At 70.8% G+C, this 23,006-nt stretch carries 12 protein-coding genes; 8 read left to right on the top strand and 4 right to left on the bottom strand.

The features are described 5' to 3' along the window. Positions 1-2,747, bottom strand: a 2,747-nt coding sequence (locus ND747_RS08485) for an NACHT domain-containing NTPase (RefSeq protein WP_251732935.1), incomplete at its 3' end; no start/stop codon positions are given. Between the two features lie 14 nt (positions 2,748-2,761). Continuing rightward, positions 2,762-3,142, bottom strand: coding sequence for a toll/interleukin-1 receptor domain-containing protein (locus tag ND747_RS08480; protein WP_251732934.1), 381 nt, complete (start codon positions 3,140-3,142; stop codon positions 2,762-2,764). 428 nt (positions 3,143-3,570) lie between these two features. Between ND747_RS08480 and ND747_RS08475 the strand changes: the two genes are divergently transcribed. Continuing rightward, a complete protein-coding gene (locus ND747_RS08475; protein ID WP_251732933.1) occupies positions 3,571-4,629 on the top strand; it encodes an MBL fold metallo-hydrolase in 1,059 nt (352 codons plus the stop codon). A gap of 113 nt (positions 4,630-4,742) precedes the next feature. Here the strand turns inward: ND747_RS08475 and ND747_RS08470 are convergent, their stop codons facing one another. Further along, complete coding sequence (locus tag ND747_RS08470) at positions 4,743-7,139, bottom strand: acyl-CoA dehydrogenase (RefSeq protein WP_251732932.1); 2,397 nt, start codon at positions 7,137-7,139, stop codon at positions 4,743-4,745. A gap of 289 nt (positions 7,140-7,428) precedes the next feature. Between ND747_RS08470 and ND747_RS08465 the strand changes: the two genes are divergently transcribed. From ND747_RS08465 to ND747_RS29280, 3 genes are all read left to right on the top strand, one after another. Then, positions 7,429-7,881, top strand: coding sequence for a hypothetical protein (locus ND747_RS08465; protein ID WP_251732931.1), 453 nt, complete (start codon positions 7,429-7,431; stop codon positions 7,879-7,881). 90 nt (positions 7,882-7,971) lie between these two features. Further along, complete coding sequence (locus tag ND747_RS08460; protein WP_251732930.1) at positions 7,972-8,631, top strand: DUF305 domain-containing protein; 660 nt, start codon at positions 7,972-7,974, stop codon at positions 8,629-8,631. Between the two features lie 66 nt (positions 8,632-8,697). Next, positions 8,698-10,956: a glycosyltransferase family 39 protein gene (locus ND747_RS29280; protein WP_285900200.1), complete on the top strand. Its 2,259-nt coding sequence runs from the start codon at positions 8,698-8,700 to the stop codon at positions 10,954-10,956. 880 nt (positions 10,957-11,836) lie between these two features. On the opposite strand, the gene ND747_RS08450 is transcribed toward ND747_RS29280, so the two are convergent. Further along, positions 11,837-12,817: an alpha/beta fold hydrolase gene (locus ND747_RS08450; protein WP_251732929.1), complete on the bottom strand. Its 981-nt coding sequence runs from the start codon at positions 12,815-12,817 to the stop codon at positions 11,837-11,839. A 580-nt stretch (positions 12,818-13,397) separates the two neighbouring features. Here ND747_RS08450 and ND747_RS08445 point away from each other — a divergent pair. The 4 genes from ND747_RS08445 to ND747_RS08430 form a co-directional block, all read left to right on the top strand. Beyond that, a complete protein-coding gene (locus ND747_RS08445) occupies positions 13,398-15,200 on the top strand; it encodes an MFS transporter (protein ID WP_374216185.1) in 1,803 nt (600 codons plus the stop codon). 1,339 nt (positions 15,201-16,539) lie between these two features. Next, the gene (locus ND747_RS08440) at positions 16,540-18,066 is read left to right on the top strand and encodes a hypothetical protein (RefSeq protein ID WP_251732927.1); all 1,527 of its coding nucleotides are present in this window, start codon (positions 16,540-16,542) and stop codon (positions 18,064-18,066) included. After that, entirely contained in the window at positions 18,033-18,779 is a 747-nt protein-coding gene (locus ND747_RS08435) for a GNAT family N-acetyltransferase (protein WP_308204588.1), read from the top strand. The genes ND747_RS08440 and ND747_RS08435 overlap by 34 nt, the downstream gene beginning before the upstream one ends. 912 nt (positions 18,780-19,691) lie before the next feature. Continuing rightward, positions 19,692-23,006 (top strand): type I polyketide synthase (locus tag ND747_RS08430; protein WP_251732926.1); only part of this gene is annotated, 3,315 nt, incomplete at its 3' end.

The raw sequence follows: 23,006 nt of genomic DNA, 5'->3' as shown, positions 1-23,006 counted from the left end.
CGTACCCAACCCAGCGTCTCCGGATCCTCACGCCACCCCGACGCCACCGCCTCCACCGCCGCCTGCCGCACAAAACCGTGAGGATCCTCGACGGCACGCACACGCAACCAACCCAGCGTCTCCGGATCCCCCTGCGACCCCGACGCCACCGCCCGCACCGCCACCGCCCGCACCGCGGCCTGCCGCACAAAACGGTGCTCATCCTGGACGGCACGCACACGCAACCAACCCGGCGTCTCCGGATCCTCACGCCACCCCGACGCCACCGCCTCCACCGCCGCCTGCCGCACAAAACCGTCAGGATCCTCGACGGCACGCGCACGCAACCAACCCGGCGTCTCCGGATCCTCACGCCAGTTCGACGCCACCACCTCCACCGCGGCCCTGCGAAGCCGATAGTCCAACACGGAACTGGTCGCAGCGAAAAAACGCCGACGAGTGTCCGGCTCATCCGTAAACAGCGAGACGAAGATTCCGCCGATCAGTTTCGATGTGGGCCACCATGCAATACTACCGCCCAGAACAACAAACCAGTCGCGATAGCGGGCACGACCGGGCCACCTGGAGCCGACAACTTGAATCAGCGGCAGAATTTCCTCTTCTATCATTCTGTCGACTTCCGATGCCGATCTGCCCGCCGAGTACTCCAAGGTTTCGATCAAGGACTCCAGAATCTTTCTGCCCTGCAACTCGGCCGCCGCGAGGTTACGCACCTCCACAAAGCAACGCACCGCTAGGACCAGATTTCGCGGCGAGAATACTGCGGTTTCCATTCCAAACGGGTTGGCTTCTTTCGCCAGATAGTCGACAATCTGGCGAGAAAAACGGTCACCGAGGATTCCCGCGACCAGAAGAAGAACCTCCTGCCAGGCCTCGTCCGCCCAGTGCTCCCCGAAGACGCGGCTTCTCAGATAGTCGGGGTCGATCTCACGGGCGTGGAAGCGCTGCACGATCTCCTGGGCGGAGAAGTACTCAAGAAAAGCATGATGGACAAACCCGTAGACGTCCGCACCATATCGACTCAGGATGAAATTCCGTTCCCAGAACTGGGCCAGCATCACCCGTGCGGCCTGCCGGGCCGCGGGTACCTCCAGCTGATACTGACTACGCAGGTAGCTCGCGAACTCATTGACCAGATCCGCCCCGCGAATATGATTTCCGGCCAGACCTTTCCGACCGTTCTGCATGCGCGCGGCAACGCGACGCAGCAGCTCACGGCGATCCTCGCTGTCAATGTAGTCAATTACTACGTTGACATCACGCAGGTGCCGGTTGATATCCCACTGCTCGACGAGGACCGCGGCGGCGTGGGCATAGACTTCGTGCCGGTCACGCGGCAGCTCCTGGCGCCGTCCGATGATCGCCAGTATGGTCAGAAGCAGCGGGTTTCCCGCAAGCTCCCGAATAGACGCGGAACCGTGGATCGCCCGCAGCAACCGGTCCCGTCTGGGGGCGATCTCGCCCGGCCGGTCGTGCAGCGCCAACTGGTACCAGCTGTCGGCAAATCTACCGACCTGTTCATCGTCGAGATCCTGGATGGTGTAATGGGTGAACCCGGCGTCATCCAGCACGGAACGCCGGTAGCCGATCACCCGGGACGTGACCACGATCCGCACCAGAGGGTAGCGAGCGGCGAAGCCGACGATCTGCCGGGCGACCGCCTCACGTTCCTTCGGGTCGAACAGCTCGTCCAACCCATCGAAGACCACCAGGGCGTGACCGTCACGGCGCAGGTGGTCGTCCAGCCGGTCCGCGGGAAGTCCCAGGCCATCCGTCTCATGGAGGCGGTGCAGGTAGTCCAGAAACGTCGGGCACTCCCGCCGCAGATCCACAAACAGCCGTAGCTCAACCAGGATCGGCAGTCTCCCTTCCAACCCGGACAGACGATGCTCACCTGCACCGCCAGCGAGCGACAGCACCAGAAAACGCGCGAGCGTCGACTTCCCTGCGCCGGGGTCGCCGAGAAGCACAAGCAGCCGGTGCTCCGCTGCCGTCACGACATCCAGGACCGGCTGCACCGGCCGCTGCGCGTACGTGTCCCTCGCGTGCACCAGGCGATCGAGATCCAGGCCGTCCGGCAGATCGGACTCATCGATCTCACCAGCTTCCACCAACCGGCGCCACAGCTCCTTGGACAGCTCCACCGGCGGCGGGTCCGCCCGCACTCCCTGCGGCACGAAGACCGACTGCAACAGCACCGGCAGATGTGTTTCATGCTCGACAGGGGTCAGCACTTCGAGATCCAGCCGCCGGTACCGCTGGACCAGCTGGCTCAGATATGCCGACCGCACCGCGAGAGGAAGCCCACCACGCCCGACCGGTTCCGCGCCGGCGCCAGCCGTCCCGCCATCCGAGGAAAGCGGGTAGTACTTGCGCAGTGCGGCCAGCAGGTCATCGATGGCCTTCACCTGGTCCGCCCAGTAGACCGCGACCTGCGTACCGAAGACCGCGCTGTCCAGGTCGGCATCCTGGTCCATGTGCACGGGAAAGATCCGCGCCTGCGGCCCGCGACTGCGCGCGGCATTCAGCAGATGCCGGGGCAGCCGGGTCCCCATGGCGCGCGCTGTTCCACACAGCACGACCGGACCGTTCTGGCTCAGGACGCGCGATGCCTCCTCGGTGAGGGACTCGCCGACGACGACATCGCCGAAATGCCAGACGTCGTAGCCGGCCGTGCGCAGGGGCACTGCCAGCTCCTCGGCGCGCGCCTCCTCACCGGGGGCATGCGCCAGCAGGACCGTGATCATCGATTGTGCTCCGATTACCGGTTGATGGCCGCCAGCAGAGCTGCCACCCCGCTATCCCAGTCGGCAACCAGATCCGCTGCCTTCAGATCGGCCAGGACTGCGGGCGCGCTGCCACCCGTCAGCACGGCCGGCAGCACACGGACCGGATGGCCCTCCAACTGGCGGGCCATCGTCGACGCCCATTCTCGCGAAATCCACGGCGCCTCCACCGTCCCACTAGACAGGCACAACACCACGAAATCGGCTGCGGCCAGCCCGGAATTCATCGCGCCCACGATGGAGTCGCCGGCGATGACCTCCCAGATATCGAGCCATACCGTGTGACCCGCCAGGCGAAGCGCCTCGGCCAGCTGTTCGGCCAGTACAGCATCAGCACCTCGATGGCTGACGAACACGTGCGCCACCCCCGCGCCCCCGTTCCGGTTGGCTGCGCGGGCTGCAGGCGACCCGCACGTCGGCACAAACTACACCGGGCCCACTGACATGAAGGAATACCGGATCATCCTGGCACGGATATTCCGGGCGCCATCAGGCGGCCAGCGCTACCGATGGCACCGGCGTCGGCATCCGGCCATCACAGCGGATCGGTGCGCACAGCGGATCGGGAGGTGGACACCGCAGATCTCCGTCCGGAAGGGCGGTCTCCGGACGTCCAGTGGCAGGCGGTCCGGCCGGCGGCCGGGCGTCGGCACAGGTCACGGTGCGTGGCACCGTTCACGGCCGGATGCCCCGGTCGGGCCACGGTGCGATGATTAGCCTGGTAAGAGTTCGGCGACACCGCCTCCAGGCAGAACGGAACGCGGCAGGCTGGGCTGGCGAAGCGGTGGAGGGGTGCGACATCAGCGGGACACGAGCACTGCCGGAGTGGGCCGAACCGGGCGTCGAGCAGGTGGAGCCGGGAGTGCACCGGATTCCGCTGCCGCTACCGAACGACGGGTTGCGGGCGGTCAACGTGTACGCGCTCGAGCAACCGGACGGGCTGGTGCTCATCGACGCGGGCTGGTCGGTGCCCGAGGCGGAGAAGCAGCTCGAGGCGGCGCTGGGCAAGCTCGGTGCGGGGCTCGGGGACATCCGGCGGTTCCTGGTCACCCACATCCACCGTGATCATTACACCCAGGCGGTGGTGCTGCGGCGGCGGTTCGGGATGCAGGTGGCGCTCGGCATCGGGGAGCAGCCGGCGCTCGACCGGTTTCTCCACAACACGCGGGCGCAGGGTCGGGAGAACCAGCGCCGCACCCTGGTGCGCCTGGGTGCCCAGGAGCTCGCCACCGAGATCATGCGGTTCTTCGACCAGCAGATCGCGCAGGACGAGTCCACCGACGAGTGGGAGCTGCCCGACGAGTGGCTGCAAGCTCCGGTGGACGTCCCGCTCGACGGGATCACCCTGCGGGCCGTGCCCACCCCGGGGCACACCCGCGGGCATGTGGTGTTTCACAACGAGGCGTCCCGGCTGCTGTTCGCCGGCGACCACGTGCTGCCGACCATCACCCCGTCGATCGGGCTGACCAGCGATCCGGGGCCGCTGCCGCTGGGGGCGTTCCTGGACTCGCTGCGTCTGGTCCGCTCGATGCCGGACGCCCGGCTGCTGCCCGCCCACGGCCCGGTCACCGACAGTGCGCATGCCCGGATCGACGAGCTGCTCGCCCATCATGCGACCCGCCTGGACGTCGCCGAGGACGCCGTGCGCGTCGGCGCCGACACGTCCTACGCCGTCGCGCGGGCGATGACGTGGACGCGCCGGGCCCACGCCTTCGACGACCTCGACATGTTCAACCGGATGATGGCCGTCACCGAGACCGCGGCCCATCTGGACCTGCTCGTCGCCCAGGGCCGCCTGCGTGCCGGCGAGGTCGACGGCATCCTGCACTACGCCGTGGCGTAGACCCCGCCGTGGCGAGCGCCTACCGGAACCCGGCGGTGGGATGGGGCCTGTAGGGGGCCGTGGGCCGTGGGCCGTGGGCCGTGGGCCGTGGGCCGTGGGCCGTCCGGATCGTGTCAGCGCAGGCCGGGCTCGCGGGGCAGGCCGAGAATACGCTCGGCGATGACGTTGCGGCTGATTTCGGAGGTGCCGCCGGCGATCGTCAGCGCCCGGCCCATCAGATAGGCGCGGCCGAGCTCCGCCTCCGCGCCCGTCGCGACGGCGGCGCCGGCGATCCGCACGGCGAGCTCGCTGGCCTGCTGGGCGCACTCGGCCGCCGCCAGCTTGCTCACGTTGCCCTCCGGGGACGGCCCGGCGCCGACGACGGCCCGCTGCACCGAGCGCAGGTTCAGCACGTCCAGGGCATGGGTGACGGCGAGCAGGTGGCCGACCTCGCGGGCCACGCCCACGTCGGCGGCGGCGTAGCGGGCCTGCAGCTCGGGCAGCCGGGCCACCGAGCGGCGGTCACCGCCGCTGCCGCCGCCGATGGAGACCCGTTCGTTGCCGAGCACCGCGCGGGCGACCGTCCAGCCGGCGCCGACCGGGCCGACGACGTCGGCGTCCGGGACGAACACGTCGTCGAAGAAGACCTCGTTGAACAGGGCCTCGCCGGTGATTTCGCGCAGCGGGCGGATCTCGACGCCGGGCCCGGTCAGATCGATCGCCACCGTGGTGATGCCACGATGCTTGGTCGCGGACGGGTCGGTCCGCACCGTCGCCAGGCCCCGGTTGCAGCTACGGGCACCGGTCGTCCACACCTTCTGCCCGGTGATCCGCCAGCCGCCGTCGACCCGGTCGGCACGGGTGGTGACCGCGGCGGCGTCGGAGCCGGCGTTCGGTTCGCTGAACAGCTGGCACCACACCAGGTCCCCGTGCAGGCTCGGCGGCAGCCACCGCGCGATCTGCTCCGGCGTGCCGTGCTGGGTGATGCTCAGCAGCACCCAGCCGCCGATCGCCAGGTCCGGTACGTCCACGCCGGCGAACTCCGCCTCGACGACGAGCTGTTCGACCGGCCCCGCCCCGCGCCCCCACGGCTTCGCCCAGTGCGGGACGAGGTAGCCGCTGTCGGCGAGCAGCCCGCGCCGCTCGGCTTCGGGCGCGGCGAAGTACCGTTCGACGAACGCCCGGGCCTGCCGACGATACTGCTCGGCCTGCGGCGGCAGCTCGACGGCGAAGCGCCGCGTCACCCCGGCCCGCACCAGCGCCGCGACGTCCTCGCACGCACCGTCGACCGGCCCGGCGAGCACCGCCAGTGCCGCCGCGCGACGCAGGTGCAGATGCGCGTCGTGCTCCCAGGTGAACCCGATGCCGCCGTGCAGCTGGATGTTCAGCCGGGCGTTGTGCTCGTACGCCGGCAGCGCGAGCGCCGCCGCCGCCACCACCGCCAGCTCTCCCCCGGCCACCAGCTCGCCGCCGGCCGGGCCGCCGTCGAACGCCCGGGCGGCGTCCCAGGCGGCGGCGGTGGCGAGCTCCGTCTGGACGAACATGTTCGCCAGGTGATGTTTCACCGCCTGGAATCCGCCGATGACGCGGCCGAACTGCTCGCGGATCTTCGCATGCTCGAGTGCCATCGTGAGCGTGGCCCGCGCCCCACCGGCCGCCTCCGCGGCGGCGAGGACGCGCAGCACCCGCACCGCCACCGCCCGTCCGCCGGGCAACACCCCCGCCGGATGCGGCGCCACCCCGCGCAACGTGAGCGCGGCCAGCCCCAGGGACGGATCAAGTGCCCGCTCGGCCGGCCGCACCGTCAATCCGGGCGCGTCCGCCACCACCACAACAAGATCGTCCGCGCCGACCGGCACCAGGTGAATCCCCGCCCACACCCCGCCGAGGGCCGCCGGCACCTCCCCGTCCAGCAGCAGCCCCGCCGGCGGCGCACCCGCTGTACCGGACGTACCCGCGACGCCCACAGTGCCGGCGGCGTCGGCGATCACCGTGGCAGCGGTCGCCAGCGAGGCGACGCGGCTGCCGTCGACGAGGCCGGGCAGCAGGGCCGCGCGCAACTCGGCCCCACCGACCGCGGCGATGACCGCGGAGGCGGCCACCGTCGACAGGAACGGGCCGCCCGCGACCTGCCCGCCGAGGCCCTCGCCGACGATCGCGAGTTCCGCCAGGCCGAACCCGGACCCGCCGTACTCCTCGGGCAGATGCAGCCCCAGCCAGCCGAGCTCCGTCATGCGCCGCCAGGCCGACTCCGCCCAACTGTCGCCCACACCCGGCGGTGCCTCGCCGCCACCGGCGGACGCCCCCGCACCACTCTGGTGTTGCGCGGAACCACCACCCAGGTGTTGCGCGGAACCGTGCGCGGGCGGCGGCGCTGGGCGGGCGGTGCGGTAGATGCTGGGTGGGCCCTCCAGCGGCGGAGGCAGTGCGTCCACTGCCCGGCGGGTCAGTGCGCGCAGGTCCTCGGCCACGGCGACGTCGCGCACCACCTCGGCGAGCGCCCGGTGGTCGTCGGTGATGGCCAGGGGCATGGGACTCCCTTCCGAACCTGTGGTCCAGCAGGCAACCCTGTGGTCCAGCAGGCAACCCTGTAGTCCAGCAGGCAACGTAGTGCACCGGGAGAACATCCCGCCACGACTGCGCGCGGGAGCCGTCGGCGCACAAAACCGTCGGCCACGGCGGCTGCAACTGGTATCGCGATCGTCACTGTCGCGGGCCGGACGGGCGACGATCCGGGCCGGGCATCATGAGCCGGTGGCCGCCTGCCCCCGGACCTCGCGCGCACGTCGCCGTGGTCCGGGCGGGTACGCAGGGCTGCTGATGGCCGTTCCCGTGCTGCTCGGCATCCTGCTCATGCACGGCGGCCTGTCCGCCCCCGCCGGCGCCGGCACCGGTACGGGTGCCCCAGGACGCCAGGCCCCGCCGCCGACGCACCTCGCCGAGGCGTCGACACGTCACGCCGCAATGCTCGAAAGCCACGGCAGCCACGGCAGCCACGGCAGCCACGGCGATCACGGCGATCACGGCGGCGGGCACGAGGGGCATGACGGGCACGGCTGGCATGGCGGGTTGACCTGCCAGGCGTTTCTCCGGGCGGCCGGGGCGCTGGTGCTGCTGGTCGCCCTGCTCGTCGCCGCGAGGCTGCGGGTGGCCCGGGCGGCGCCGCGACCGTCCGCAGTCGCACCACCGAGGACGGGACGGTCTCCGCCGCCGGGCGGCCCGTTCTCGTGCTCGGTGCCGTTGTTCACCTCGCTCTGCGTGCTGCGTCGGTAGACCGACGAACTCCCGCGCGCCCGCCGCAGACCACCGCCGGCGTGCCGTCCGTCGCCGTCTTCACTGACCTTCACCCGACGAGGAGCCCGCATGAAACGGCTCGTCCTGTTCGTTTCCGCCCTGCTGGCCGCAGCTTTTCTCACCGCCTGCGGCAGCAGTACCCCGGATCACAACAGCACCGACACCCGTTTTGCCCAGGACATGATCCCGCACCATCGGCAGGCCGTCGACATGGTCGGCCTGGTGTCGACCCGTACCCAGAACGCCCAGATCAGGGCCCTCGCCACCCAGATCCATGCCGCCCAGACCCCCGAGATCGTCACCATGACCGGCTGGCTCACCGCCTGGTCCGAACCCGTCCCGTCCGCCGTCGACAGCGCGAGCGCGGACGACGGGCACCCCACCCACACCCACCGCATCGGCGGGCATGAGGGCCACGACACCAGCGGACACGACACCAGCGGACACGACACCAGCGGACACGGCACCAGCGCAGACGGCACCGCCGGCAAGGCCGGCATGGGAATGATGTCGGACGAGGATCTGGCAGCGCTGGCGAAGACGTCCGGGACGGCGTTCGACACCATGTTCCTCACCATGATGATCACCCATCACGAGGGTGCGATCGCCATGGCGGCCATGGAGCTGCAGGGCGGCCGGTACCCGCCGGCCAAGCAGCTCGCCGAGCACATCCGGACCTCGCAGACCGCCGAGATCGCCACGATGCGAGGTCTGCTCGGCGCCCGCTGAGCCCGCACAGCGACCGCACAGCGGCGACACAGCGATCTCGCAGCGGCGGGCCTGACCGTTGGGACCATGACACCAGCGCAGGCGAGCCCGCCGCCGTCCACGATCACGCCGCCGGACCGGTGGCCGGTGACCGAGCAGCCCTTGGCCACCGGCTCCCCGCCCCGGCGCCACCGGCCCGAACCCGGTGGACGGCGGCGCCAGGCCGGCGACGGCCACCACGGACCGAGCCTGACCCGCCGCCTGCTCCAGGGCCCCGCGGACGACCCGAGGTGGGCACGCCCGGCCCTGCTCGTCCTGCTCGGGGTAACGGCGCTGCTGTACCTGTGGAACCTGAGCGCGTCCGGCTATGCGAACAGCTTCTATGCCGCGGCCACCCAGGCCGGTTCGCAGAGCTGGAAGGCGCTGCTGTTCGGTTCGCTGGACGCCGGAAACGCGATCACGGTGGACAAGCCGCCGGCGTCGCTGTGGGTGTCGGGGCTCTCGGCGCGGATCTTCGGGTTCTCGTCCTGGTCGGTGCTGGTGCCGCAGGCACTCGAGGGGGTGGCCGCGGTCGGTCTGCTCGCCGCGACGGTGCGGCGCACCGCCGACGTCCGCACCGGGCTGCTCGCGGGCGCCGCGTTCGCCCTCACGCCGGTGGCGGCGCTGATGTTCCGCTTCAACAATCCGGACGCGCTGCTGGTGCTGCTGCTGGTCGGCGCCGCCTACGCGACGGTGCGGGCCGTCGAGCGGGCGAGCTGGCGCTGGCTCAGCGTGGCCGGCACCTGCCTCGGATTCGCCTTCCTGACGAAGCTCGCGCAGGCGCTGCTGATCGTGCCCGCACTCGGGCTCGCCTACCTGGTCGCCGCGCCCACCGGGCTGCGCCGCCGGCTGGTGCACCTGCTGGCCGGCCTTGGCACGATCATCGTGTCCGCCGGCTGGTACGTGGCGCTGGTCGACCTGTGGCCGGCCGGATCCCGCCCCTACATCGGCGGTTCCACGAACAACAGCCTCTGGCAGCTCGCACTCGGCTACAACGGCCTCGGACGGATCTTCGGTGCCTCCGCCGGGTCCGGCGCCGGCGGTGGCGGCGGTGGGATGGGCGCCTCGTTCGGCGGTCCGACCGGCATCACCCGACTGTTCGCCGAGCGGATGGGCGGAGAGATCTCCTGGCTGCTGCCCACGGCGCTGCTCGCCCTGGTCGCCGGCCTGTGGGCGACCCGGCGCACACCACGCACCGACGCCCGCCGGGCCGCCCTGCTGCTGTGGGGTGGCTGGCTGCTGGTCAGCGGCCTGGTGTTCAGCTACATGAGCGGCATCATCCATCCGTACTACACCGCCGCCCTCGCCCCGGCGATCGCCGCGCTGGTCGCCGGCGTCGGCTGCGGCCTGTGGCAGGTCCGCGACCGCCGTTCGGCGCGGATCGCCCTGGCCGCGATGGTCGCCGTCACCGGCGTCTGGAACCACGTGCTGCTCGACCGGGTGTCGACCTGGCTGCCCGCCCTGCGCTGGATCATCCTGATCGGCTGCCTGCTCGTCGCCCTGGCCCTCGCCTTCGGCGCCGCCGGACGTCCCGCCGCAGGCCGCCCCGGACGCCTTGCGGTCGCGTTCGCCCTGGCCACCGCGCTCGGCCTCGGCGCCGGCAGCACCGCCTACACCCTGGCCACCGTCGCCCAGGCGCACACCGGCTCCACCCCATCCTCGGGCCCGGCCGTCGCCTCCGCCCAGGACGGCGGCCCCGGCCGCGGAACGCGCGGCGACTTCGGCGGCCAGCCCCCCACCGGCCCCCCCGGCACCACCTCCCCCACCACCCCCACCACGTCCACCACCGCCACGACCACCGGCACCACCGGCACCACCCCCACCACGTCCAGCACCGCCACGACCACCGGCACCCCGTCCACCACGTCCAGCACCGGCACCCCGTCCACCACTGGCACGTCAGCCACCAGTGGCACGACGCAGGCAGCCGGTGACATGGGGAACGGCGGTGGGCAGCGCGCGAACTCGGAACTGGTCGCGCTGTTGTCGAAGTCGACGACGACCTGGGCAGCGGCCACCTCCGGGGCGACGACCGCCGCGGAGCTGGAGCTCGCCAGCGGACAGTCCGTGATCGCAGTCGGCGGCTGGGACGGCAGCGACCCAGCTCCCACCCTGGCCCAGTTCCAGCAGTGGGTGGCCGAGGGCCGCATCCACTACTTCGTCTCGGGCGGGATGGGCGGGATGGGCGGGAACAACGGCTCGACCTCGACCGCATCGCGGATCGCGACCTGGGTCGCCGCCCACTACACCGCCACCACCGTCGGTGGCCAGACCGTCTACGACCTCACCGCCGCCGCCTCAGGCTGACCACCCACCGGGCGTTCCTCGGCCCCGGTCCGCGCCGGATCCCTCCGGTGCGGACCGGGGCCCTTCGCGTTCCCAACCACCCCGCCCCGACTCTGCTGGCCGCTTCGGTGGCGACAGAAACATCATGGCTGCGCCGCCGCGAACGCGCCCACCAACCAGCCCACTCTCCGCAGCCAAACCGCACCTCACTCCCACAGGCAGCAACACCACCCCGCCACCGCCACGTCCCGCGACCGGTCTCGAAGCAAGATCCGCATACACAGGTCGCCGCCAGGGGGCAAAACGGACACAGACACCCCCACGGCGTCCCATCTGCACCCCACATCCTCGACCCTCGACCCTCGACCGCGCAGTCACAGAAAGTAATGCCGATAGGGGAATGACGCTGCGTCGCATGAACAGGCCAGCGGGGTAACTCTCGTCCGACTACACCCGGCCGCGCTCCATACCTTCGGCCAGCAACCCTCACCGCAGGCCGCCAACACCGACCTCGGCACCGACCGCCGACCTCGGCACCGACCGCCAGCACCGGCACCGACCGATACAACGGCCGGCACCCGTCAAGACCGGCAGCAACAAGCCCGGTGACGTTTCGTAAGGATGTCGGACCTTACCGATAGCCTGGCCGCTTCACTCCCGCCCCGGCGACCCACCGCCACCAGGCCACTTCGGTCACACTTCGAATCAGGAAATCCACGGACAGCGATTTTTTATCCTGCTCCAGGGTCAAATCGCTAACCCGACGTGAACCGCTGCCAATAGGTGACACTTAGCCAGGTAAGTGTCTGCAGAGAGACCACCGCACCTTTTCGCATCACTATCGGTGATCGACCGCCTGACAACAGCGCTTCCGACGCCCCCAGACCGCCAGACCTGATGCTCAGGCCGACCGAGCCGCGCCCACGAACTCGCGGATGAGGCGGGTCAGCTCGAGGGGCTGGTCGCTCTGCACGGCATGGCCGGCGCCGGTCACCACCGCGTCCCGCAGGGACGGCAGCCGCCGGCGGAACTCGACGATGTCGCTGTCGTGCACGAACCGCGAGTCACCGCCGCGGACCAGCAGGGTCGGTGCGGTGATCGCATCGACGTCGTCCCACAGCGGGAACAGGTCAGCGGGGTCGCGACCGTCCTGCCGGCCCACCGCCCCCGCACCCCGCGCCGCACGCGGCCCGAACAGGTCGTAGCGCCAGCCCCACCGGCCATCCGGCAGACGACGGGCGTTGTGCCGAACCCCGCGGCGCACCGCGGCGGCCGGCCGGTTCGGGCTCAGCGCCGCGGTCCCGGCCACCATCTCCTCGAACGAGTCGAACGTCGGCGGGCCACTGATCAGTGCCACGGTGCCCAGGTCGGCGCCCTTGGGCATCCGGTCGGGCTCGGTGACCTGCGGGGTGACGTCGACGATCACCACATGACGACACAGTCGCGGACGGGTCGCCGCCAGCCGGATCGTGGTGGCGCCGCCGAGCGACATCCCGACGACGGCGATCGCCTCAGGCGCGAGCGCCGGCAACACCGCTCCGAGTGCGTCCGCGTTACGCCACGGACCGTAGTCACGGTCGTCGCGCCAGGACGAGTGGCCGTGCCCCGGCAGGTCGAACGCGAGCGCCGGGCGGCCCAGCGCGAGGGCGACCGAATCCCAGGTGTGGGCGTTCTGCCCGCCACCGTGCAGGAACACGATCTCGGGTTCGGCGCGCCCCCACCGCAGGTAGCTCAGCCGGCCGCCGTCCGGCAGGTCGGCGAAGCCGCGGCTGACGTCCGGCCGCCCGGCCCATGGCAGACCGAGTTCCTCGGCGTTCTCGTGCAGGAGGCCGAACTCGTCGTAGTCGTCGGCGCCCAGCGTGCTCTCGACATCGGTGGCCACGGTGCCCCACTCCCTCGGCAGTCGTTGCGATACGTCTCCCAGCTTTGCCGTCCACTCTTACGCCGGCATCGCCGTCCACCGACGACTTGGCCAACAATTCCGTCGCAAAAGCCGGAAAAGGGACATTGACCAGCGGAGCACTCACCCTCGGCGCACGCCCCGGTGGGGGCGGTGACCTGCCCGAAGACCGCCGGCCACCAGGTAGCCCATGTGGCAGGACGAACCTCGCGCAACCTGTTATTACTAGGCAAGTAACTTTCCGATGTGAGTACGGCGGCCGGCCGGTGTCCATCTCCGACGCCTCCCGCAGCCGACGCGACACGCCGCGGCACAACCGCCGTCGCCCGTGCCCACACCGGTTCGAGGCCCTTGCCGAACCCCCGACCGTCGGTATCGCCGTCGAGCCTCGGTCACCGTCGTCCGGGAAGTGATGGGAGGACCAGCCGGGATGTCCACGGCAGCGACAGCAGGACCCACGGGACCAGGATCAGCAGGCGGAGGAGGCGGAGGCGGAGGAGGCGGAGGAGGCGCGAAGCCAGCGGGCGGCGGCGCACGTGCGGCCGGCTCCCGGTACCGCTGGGTGGTCCTGTCGAACACCACGATCGGCGTGCTGCTGGCGACGGTGAACAGTTCCATCGTCATCATCTCACTACCGGCGATCTTCCGCGGCATCCACCTCGATCCGCTCACCCCGGGCAACGTCAGCTATCTGCTGTGGCTGCTGATGGGCTACATGCTGGTCTCCGCGGTGCTGGTGGTGACGCTCGGCCGGCTCGGGGACATGTACGGCCGGGTCCGCATCTACAACGCGGGGTTCGCCCTGTTCACCGTCTCGGCGATCGGGTTGACCCTGACTCCGTTCCAGGGGTCGTCGGGGGCGCTGTGGCTGATCGGGTTCCGGGTGATCGAGGGGATCGGCGGCGCGATGCTACTGGCGAACTCGACCGCGATCCTCACCGACGCGTTCCCCGCCCACCAGCGCGGGACGGCGATGGGAATCAACCAGGTCGCGGCGCTCGCCGGGTCGTTCATCGGGCTGGTCGCGGGCGGGCTGCTGTCCGAGTGGAACTGGCGCGCGGTGTTCTGGGTGAGCGTGCCGATCAGCATCGTCGGCACGATCTGGTCGTACCGCAGTCTGCGTGACACCGGACGCCGCGTCGCCGCACGCATCGACTGGTGGGGCAACATCACGTTCGCGGTCGGGCTGACCGCGCTGCTCGCCGGCGTCACCTACGGTATCCAGCCCTACGGCGGGCACGACATGGGCTGGACGAGCCCGAAGGTACTCGGCGCGCTCGTCGGCGGGGCGGCGTGCCTGGTGCTGTTCGTCGTGGTCGAGCGGCGGGTCGCGCAGCCGATGTTCAACCTGGCGCTGTTTCGCATCCGGGCCTTCGCCGCCGGCAACGCAACGATCCTGCTGTTCGCGGTCTCCCGCGGCGGCATGCAGTTCATGCTGATCATCTGGCTGCAGGGCATCTGGCTGCCGCTGCATGGCTACGACTTCAGCGACACCCCGTTGTGGGCCGGTATCTACATGTTGCCGCTGACCGTCGGTTTCCTGATCGCGGGACCGGCCTCGGGCTTCCTGTCGGACCGCTTCGGCGCCCGCGCGTTCGCCACCGGCGGGATGCTGGTCGTCGCCGCCACGTTCGTCGGTCTGGTGCTGCTGCCCACCGACTTCAGCTATCCGGTGTTCGCGCTGTTGCTGCTGCTCAACGGCATCGGTTCGGGCCTGTTCTCCGCGCCGAACACGACGGCGGTGATGAACGTCGTGCCACCGTCGGCGCGCGGCGGGGCGTCCGGAATGCGCGGCACGTTCATGAACTCCGGCCAGGTGCTGTCCATCGGGCTGTTCTTCTCGCTGATGATCGCGGGGCTCGCCGCCTCGCTGCCCGCCTCGCTGCACGACGGGCTGTCCGCCCGCGGTGTGCCGGCGGACGCCGTGAACCGGGTCGCCGACCTGCCGCCGGTCGGCAGTCTGTTCGCCGCGTTCCTCGGGTACAACCCGATGCAGAACCTGCTCGGTGCCGACACCCTGAACCGACTTCCCGCGACGGACGCCCAGGAGATCACCGGACGGGAGTTCTTCCCCCATCTGATCTCCGGACCGTTCCACCACGGTCTCGTCATCGCTTTCACGATGGCGACCGTCATGGCGGTCATCGGCGCGTTCGCCTCCCTGCTGCGCGGTGGCCGCATTCTCGACGCGGACTCCGATGCGGCCCTGACCGCCGAGGCGGTGGCCGCCGCCGCGCCGACCACCGCCGTCTCCCCCGCGCTGACCACACCCGTGAACGACGCGGACCCGGTCAGTTCACTGCCGCCCCGGGCCCCTTCGGCCGCGAGCACCGACACCTCCAGCGATGCCGCGGTGAGTCCGTAACAGTGCGACCGGCAGCGCCCACCGGGACGATTCCCATCAGAATGCCAACGGCGGGTGTTGTGCGATGTGCCGGACCTGCCGGCTGCGGCCGGCAGTACTGGACGTGTCCGGGATCGGGTGCGACACTGCGCCGCCGCCATCGCCCCGAGGGCTCCGATGGCAACAATCCGTCCGCAATCCGCCGCCGACGTGAGCGGTCCGGACGGCAAAGAGCACGCGACCACAGACCCAACACGACCGGTCGACTATCACGATAAACACCCAACTGCTCGGTGGGTAACCATCAGTGGACGGCTCTCCCGGCCGTTCCGGCGTATTTCTGCGCACACACCGGGCCGGACGATGTACCCGTCCGTCCCTTTCGGCCACCACGGACGACCATTGCGTCGATGGTGTCGCCCCGCCGAGCGGCGGCCCGCAAGGGTCGGACGGCCGGGTGGGTCCCGACGAGTGGCCGACGCGTAGCCGACAGATGGCTGCCGACCTGGTCGCCGGGAGGGCTCACGGGCTGGTGTGGGGCCACGTTCGGGGGCCTCCATGGTCACTTCGGGCCATCGAACATCCGGCCGGCGGCTCCCCCGGCAGGCCCGGAAAGACCCTGGTACGACACCACTTTTCGGGCGGTGCAACGAACCGGATGCGACCGCACCCGGCCGCATCCGGGCCACCGAGCCGCGTGGCCACGGCGCCGGACGCCCGCGGCGGCCTCCGCGGCGAAACCGCTGGCAGCCCAGGACAACCCGCCTGCGGCCCGCTGCCAGCCGGTCCCCGCCCAACCGACAGCCCCGCCTGGCGATCGTGGTGTTCTACTGGTTCCCGACCGGACGGCAGGGCATGACCCGATACCTTCCGCTCCCATAGCGCGACTGCGCGTGCTGCTCGGCCGCCTTCTCGGTGACCCAACCCACCACCGTCTCAACGGGACTGCCGACCTCGTCCAGCACCAGAATGGCGAATCCGGACGACGGTGCGTAACGAGGCGAAAGCCAGTGGCGGCCAGGCCTGCGCACCGGCAGACCCGTCGGGGGTACCCGAACAGGTATGGCCCGGGGGGCACCTCCGGTGGGTGGTCCCACTGTTGGCCGAGCGTCGGGATGATGTCGATAGCGGGACCAAGGTCCCGTGTGACTACCGCTGTGCGCAGGATCCGGCGGTATGTCCCCCCCATCCCGGGTAGTCCGCGGTGGGCCGGGGGCCTGAACCTGGTTGTCCGCAGTTGGGTGTGTGGTGTGGGCAACCTTCTCAACCGTGAGGGGCACCGAGAGAGTGCTCGGTATTCCTGCCGAAGGGCTCGGCGGCGTCATGCAACCTCCACGAAACAAAGGCGGCTGGATCAACGTTGATCTCGGGACAGTGGGCGTCGCTCGCCCGATGGCTCGAAGGTGCCGCGGTTTCGGGTCATGACACAGTTCGCTGCGACCCGACGACAGAGTGCAACAGATGGGTGCCTGACCCGCAACGGCTCGTTGCACCCTCCGACATGGATGCGCCTGGGAGGTTCACGGTGGAGGCTGAACGGCAACGCAATGATTCGCTGGACGAGCTGGCAGGCATGCTCCAGTCATTGATCGGAGACAACGAGACAAACATCAGCAGACTGGCCGAACGGACCGGCTTCAAGCGGCAGCAGGTGTCCAGGGCGGTAAATGGGAGGGAGGTGCCTTCACCAGATCTCTCCGATGCCCTGGACGTTGTTCTTCCCTGCGGGGGGGCGATTCGCCGGCTGCGCGACGCCGCCGATCGGGAGAAGCGGGCGCGCCGTCTCGGCGTCGTCCCGCCGATGCGACGACCAACCGATGAGTTTGTCCCTGCACCGGAGGGGATGCTGATTACCCATGGTGCACGGACCATTGACCATGAGGTGATTTCCACGAACCGGCGAGAGTTCGCTGCACTCCCGGCACTGCCGGCCCTGTCGGCGATCGCGGCGTCCACCCGCCAGCGGATCGAGACAGGCAGCGCATCGGACCGCACGCTCGACGAGCTGGAGTCCGACGTCGACGAGATCGCACAGGTCTACGGCTCCGCCCCACATCTGGCGCTGTTGGGCGAGGTCGCGGAACGCTGGAAGCAGATCGAGTCGATCCTGGACGGTCGGATGTCGGCTGGCACCCGGGCCCGGGTCACGCAGCTCGGCGGGCAGCTCACGTACTTCCTCGGTCGGCTGGCGTTCAACACGAACGACTTCCGCTCCGCCCGCCGCTTTGCCGGCCTGGCCGGCACCTATGCCGACGAAATCGGCGAACCGGTGCTGATCATGTCGGTGGCGGCGCTGCAGAGCTCGATCGCCTATCACACGCAACGTTATCGGCAGGCAGTCGCGGCACTGAACATCGTCCAGCACGTACGCCATCCTTACATGGACGCCAGAATGGCTGCCTACGAGGCACGGGCCTACGCGAAGATGGGCGACGAGGATTCTGCTCGCAACGCTTTGAACCGAATGGAGGCAGCCTCCTGCACCATGGCCCCGATGCCCGGTGAGACACCGGTCGGCCCGGCCGCCGTCGCCATGTTCCGGTCGGGTGTCGCCATCAACATGGGGGATGTCGACATGGCACAGGAATGGGCACCGATCGCGATCGCCGGTTATCAGCGCAAGGGCGGTGACTACACCGTCGAGGAATCACAGCACGCGTACATGTCGTATGCGTCGAAGTTCCTCATCGGACGGGACCCGGAACCCGAGGAGGCCGCCCGTATCGCCATGGACGTCATCCGCACCGCGCCGGACGAGCTGACGCATACTGTGAAGGCGAGACTGCGCCAGTGCGCGTCCTCGTTCGCACCGTCCCATCATCGGCTCCCCGCGGTCTCCTCGTTCCTCGAGGCATGCCGCACGCTTCCGGCAGGCGGTACCGGATGACCAGAACAAAAGCCACACTGGTTACCATTCCAACCCTTTCTACCGACCGGCTGGTTATGCGTCCGTTGCGTTCCAGTGACGCCCCGGGCTTCGTCACGATCTGGTCGGACACCGAGTTCACCCGCTACATCGGCGGCCGTTGTGATCCCGACAGCGTCTGGCACGCGATGGCCGGCAACATCGGCTGCTGGGCCCTGACCGGCGTCGGACCCTGGGCCGTCGTGGAACGGGCCACCGGCGACCTCGTCGGCCGCGCGGGCCTGTGGACCGAACCCGGCTGGCCGGGCATCGAAGCGGTCTGGTTCATCCGCCGGGACCGCTGGGGCCGCGGCTACGCCCGCGAGGCCGGCACCGCCGCAATCAGCTGGGTGTTCGCCGAACGGCCGGAACTCGCCGAGGTGATCTCGGTGATCCTGCCCGAGAACACCGCGTCGGTCCGCGTCGCCGAACGCCTCGGCATGACCTGCGCCCGCCTGCAGTGGCTGCACGGCGAGGAACACGCCGTCTACGCCATCAGCCGGGCCGCCTGGTTCGACCGCCTCGCCGGCGCCGTCCCCCGCGGCGTCGCCGAACAGCCCGCCGTGGCCGCCGGCCCCGCCCGACCGCCACACCTCACTCCGGCCCACATCACGCCGGCCCATCCCACGCCGGCCTACGGCACGCCGGTCCACACCACCCCCGCGCACAGCACGTCCACCCACAGCTCCACCTGATTCACCCGGTACCCGGGCACACCGACCGCACGACGCCCGGCCCCAGCCCACTGCGGAGACGTGCCCCGACCAGCCGCCCAGCCCGCCCAGGCTGCGCGACCCGGACAGGCCCGCACCGGCTGCACGGCCCGGACGCCCCGCGGTCGGGCAGGCCGCCGGCCGATCGACCCCGATCGACCGCGCCCTGCCTGACCGACTCCCGTGCGAAGTCGCCCCCGAACGCCACCTCAACACCACCCCGCCCCGCCCCCGACGTCGGCGTCGGGGGCGGCTGGCTTGTTCGTGCGACGCGGCGCCGCCCCTCGACCAAGGTCACTTTCTGTGACGCTACTTTCGGAAGCCGCGGGTGCGCGAGATGCACACGGGTCGCCGTGGCGGTCCGTGTCCGATCTGCCCCCAGGACGACCCCGGTAGGCGGATCTTGTTCTGAGACCGGTCACGGGCGTGACATGGCGGCGGTGGCCGCGACAACGGCGATGGCATGGCGGCGGTCGGGGACGGATGGCGAACCGGCCCGCGGACGGCATGGACGCCATCCGCGGGCCAGGCAGGTCAGGCGGGGCGCGGGGGACGAAGGATGTTCTCGCAGCTTTTCCGGTGGCCACGGGAAGGGGCGTTGTAGCCCGTCTGCGGGCACCCGTCGAATATTGCCACCTCAGGGCATCGCCGATGTTTTCTGCGCGGTGAGAGCGGGTGTGGACGCGGGTGCCGTCCTCGCCTTAATACTTCCATCGTTGCAGGTCAATGGGCATGCAGCCCGGCATGCGGCGAATATGCGACATCGACGGAGAAACGCGTTTCGGTTTGGCGTTCCGGCATAGGAGCACCCGTGGTAGACATCAGTTTGCGCGACCGGAGGTGCGTAGTTCCGGTCAATCGCCGCCGCAGACATACCGTCGGGAGAAGCTTCATATGGGAAAGACCGCAGAATTCCTTGACCCGCCTCCGAAGCGGGCGGTCGGGCGGGCAGACGAGAATGCGCGGGCCTGGCACGGCCGGTTGACCGGCCTGACCGAAGACGCGCAGATCGGCATCCTTCTCGATCTGGTGGACAGCGAGCTGGACCGGGTGGTGGGGCCCCGGGAGGGCAGCGTGCGCGGGCACCGACATGCCCCGTGGCGCCGGCTGGGCATCTACCGCCAGGCCGCGGCACGCCTGCGCGAGGGGCTCGGCGAGGCGACCGGGGTGCGCCTTCCGGCGACGGTGTTCTTCGACCAGCCGACCCCGGCGGCCCTGGCCACGCTGCTGCGGCAGGATCTGCTGGGGCTGGACGAGCAGGCGTACACCGCCCGGGCACAGGGGCTGTCGACGGCGCTCGGCGCGCAGCCGCTGGCGATCGTCGGCATGGCCTGCCGGCTGCCGGGTGCGGTGGATTCGCCGGAGGCGTTGTGGGAGCTGGTCGCCGAGGGTCGGGACGCCCTCAGCGGACTGCCCGACGACCGCGGCTGGAACCTGGACGACCTCTACGATCCGGATCCCGAGCGAATCGGCACGTCCTACACCCGCCACGGCGGGTTCCTGCCGGGCATCGACCGGTTCGACGCGACCTTCTTCGGGATCGGTCCGCGGGAGGCCGCCGCCGTCGACCCGCAGCAGCGGCTGATGCTGGAGGTGAGCTGGGAGGCGCTGGAACGCGCCGGGCTCGACCCACGGGCGCTGCGCGGCAGCCGCACCGGGGTGTTCACCGGGGTGTCGTTGCAGGACTACGGCGCGGCCTGGCACCGGGCGCCGGACGAGACCCAGGGCCAGATGCTCACCGGCAATGCCTCGGGGATCATCGCGGGCCGGGTCGCCTACACGTTCGGGTTCGAGGGTCCGGCGCTGTGTGTGGACACGCAGTGCTCGTCGTCGCTGGTGGCGTTGCATCTGGCCGGGCAGGCGCTGCGCACCGGCGAATGTGACCTGGCGCTGGCCGGCGGAGTGACGATCATGTCGACGCCGAGCATGCTGGTGGAGTTCAGCCGCAAGCGGGGCCTGGCGCCCGACGGTCGCTGCAAGGCGTTCTCCGCGGACGCGGACGGCACCGGCTGGGCGGACGGGGCCACCGTCCTGTTGGTGGAACGGCTCGACGACGCGCAGCGCAACCACCATCCGGTGCTGGCGGTGCTGCGTGGCAGCGCGGTGAACGCCGACGGTGCGAGCAACGGGATGACCGCGCCGAACCGGGGGTCGCAGCAGCGGCTCATCGCCCAGGCGCTGGCGAACGCGGGTCTGCGTGCCGAGGACGTCGACGCCGTGGAGGCCCACGGCACCGGCACGGTGCTCGGTGACCCGATCGAGGCGCAGGCGCTGCTGGCCACCTACGGCCGTTCCCGGCCGTCGCGGCGGCCGTTGTACCTGGGGACGCTGAAGTCCAACATCGGGCATGCGATGGCCGCCGCCGGCACCGCCGGGGTGATCAAGGCGGTGCAGTCGCTGCGCCACGAGCTGCTGCCCGCCACCCTGCACGTCAAGAACCCGACGCCGCATGTGGCGTGGTCCGACGACACGGTCGCGCTGCTCACCGAGCCGGTGGCCTGGCCCTTGACGGACGCCCGGACCCGGCGGATCGGGGTGTCGGCGTTCGGCATCAGCGGCACGAACGCGCATGTCATCCTCGAGGAGGCGCCCGCCGCCCGGACCGCGCCCGCGCTGGCCGACGTCATTCCCGCGCCACGGCACCCCGAGCACGACACCGACCCGCGGCCCGCGCGCAGCACACCCGTCCGGCGCGTCGCACCCGAGCGCACCACACCGGATCGGCCCGCGTCCGACCAGACCGCGGCGCACCGGAGCGCGGCAGATCGCGCGCTGTCCGGTGACCACGGTGGGCCGCAGCCGGTGGTGCTGGCCGGTCGCACGCCGACGGCGCTGCGCGCGGCGGCCCGTCGCCTCGCCGGCCATCTCCAGGGACACCACCAGCTCGACCTCGCCGACGTGGCGTTCACCCTGGCCGGACGGTCCCGCTTCGAGCACCGGGCGGTGATCGTCGCAGGTGGCGACGACCCACGCGGCCGGCTGACCACCGCGCTGACGGCGCTCGCCGACGGCCGGGAGGCCACCGGGCTGGTCCGCGGCAGCCTGTCACCCCGGCTGGTGGATGGTCATCTGGCCGTGGTGTTCACCGGGCAGGGCAGTCAACGTCCCGGGATGGGCCGTGAGCTGTACGCCGCGTACCCGGTGTTCGCCGACGCGCTCGAGGAGATCTGCGCCGCCTTTGACCCCCACCTCGACCGTCCACTGCGGACGGTGATGTTCGCCGACAACACGGACACGGACGCGGACGGGGACACGGACGCGGAGGCCGGATCGGGAGCCGACGCGGGCTCGGGGCATCCGCTGCACCGGACCGCCTACACCCAGCCGGCGCTGTTCGCCTTCGAGACGGCGCTCTACCGACTGGTCACCTCCTGGGGGCTGACCCCGGGACTGCTCGCCGGACATTCCATCGGCGAGCTCACCGCCGCCCACGTCGCCGGCATCTGGTCGATCGAGGACGCGGTCACGATGGTCGCCGCCCGGGGCCGGCTCATGCAGGCCTGCCCACCCGGCGGGGCGATGATCGCGATCCGGGCCGGCGCGGCGCAGGTCGCCGAGTCCCTGGCCGGACTCGAGGGTCAGGTCGAGATCGCCACGGTGAACGGTCCGACGGCGACTGTCATCGCCGGTGACACCGAGCCCGCCGCCCGCGTCGCCGCCGACTGGGCGGCCCGTGGCGTCGCGGTACGGCGCCTGACCGTCAGCCACGCCTTCCACTCCCCCCACATGGACGGGATGCTGGCCGCCTTCGGCGAGGTGGCCGCCGGCGTCACCTACCGCCGGCCCACGGTGCCGATCGTCTCCGCCCTGGGCGGTGCCCTCGACGCGGACGCGCTGCGCACCCCCGAGCACTGGGTCGCGCATGTGCGCGGGGCCGTCCGCTTCGACACCGCGGCCCGCCGGCTGCACGCCGAGGGCGCCCGCGCGTACCTCGAACTCGGCCCGGACGCCGTACTGGCCACCCTCCTACCCACCTGCCTCGCCGACGATGACGCCACCACCAGCCAGGACGGCGTCGACGGTGGCGCTTTCGGCACCATCAGCCAGGGTGACGGCGAGCCGGTGGCGGTGGCGGCCACGCGGAGCGGGCGCCGGGAGCCGGAGACACTGGTGGCGGCGCTCGCCGAGCTCGAGGTGCGGGGGCTGGCCGTCGACTGGCGGGGCGGCCCGCCCCGGCGCCCCCGGGCGAGCGAGATCCGCCCGCCAAAA

It is taken from the genome of Frankia sp. R82 (genome assembly GCF_023716925.1).
In the GTDB taxonomy this organism is placed as follows: Bacteria; Actinomycetota; Actinomycetes; order Frankiales; family Frankiaceae; genus Frankia.
The sequence above is the reverse complement of the archived record's forward strand: the minus strand, read 5'-3'. Positions and strand labels throughout refer to the sequence as shown.

What these genes read in the sequence shown, in the direction of transcription:
- ND747_RS08470 (WP_251732932.1), bottom strand. Translation starts at nt 7,139, where the DNA reads ATGCCCCTGGCCATCACCGACGACCACCGGGCGCTCGCCGAGGTGGTG.
- ND747_RS08465 (WP_251732931.1), top strand. Translation starts at nt 7,429, where the DNA reads ATGGCCGTTCCCGTGCTGCTCGGCATCCTGCTCATGCACGGCGGCCTG.
- ND747_RS08460 (WP_251732930.1), top strand. Translation starts at nt 7,972, where the DNA reads ATGAAACGGCTCGTCCTGTTCGTTTCCGCCCTGCTGGCCGCAGCTTTT.
- ND747_RS29280 (WP_285900200.1), top strand. Translation starts at nt 8,698, where the DNA reads ATGACACCAGCGCAGGCGAGCCCGCCGCCGTCCACGATCACGCCGCCG.
- ND747_RS08435 (WP_308204588.1), top strand. Translation starts at nt 18,033, where the DNA reads ATGCCGCACGCTTCCGGCAGGCGGTACCGGATGACCAGAACAAAAGCC.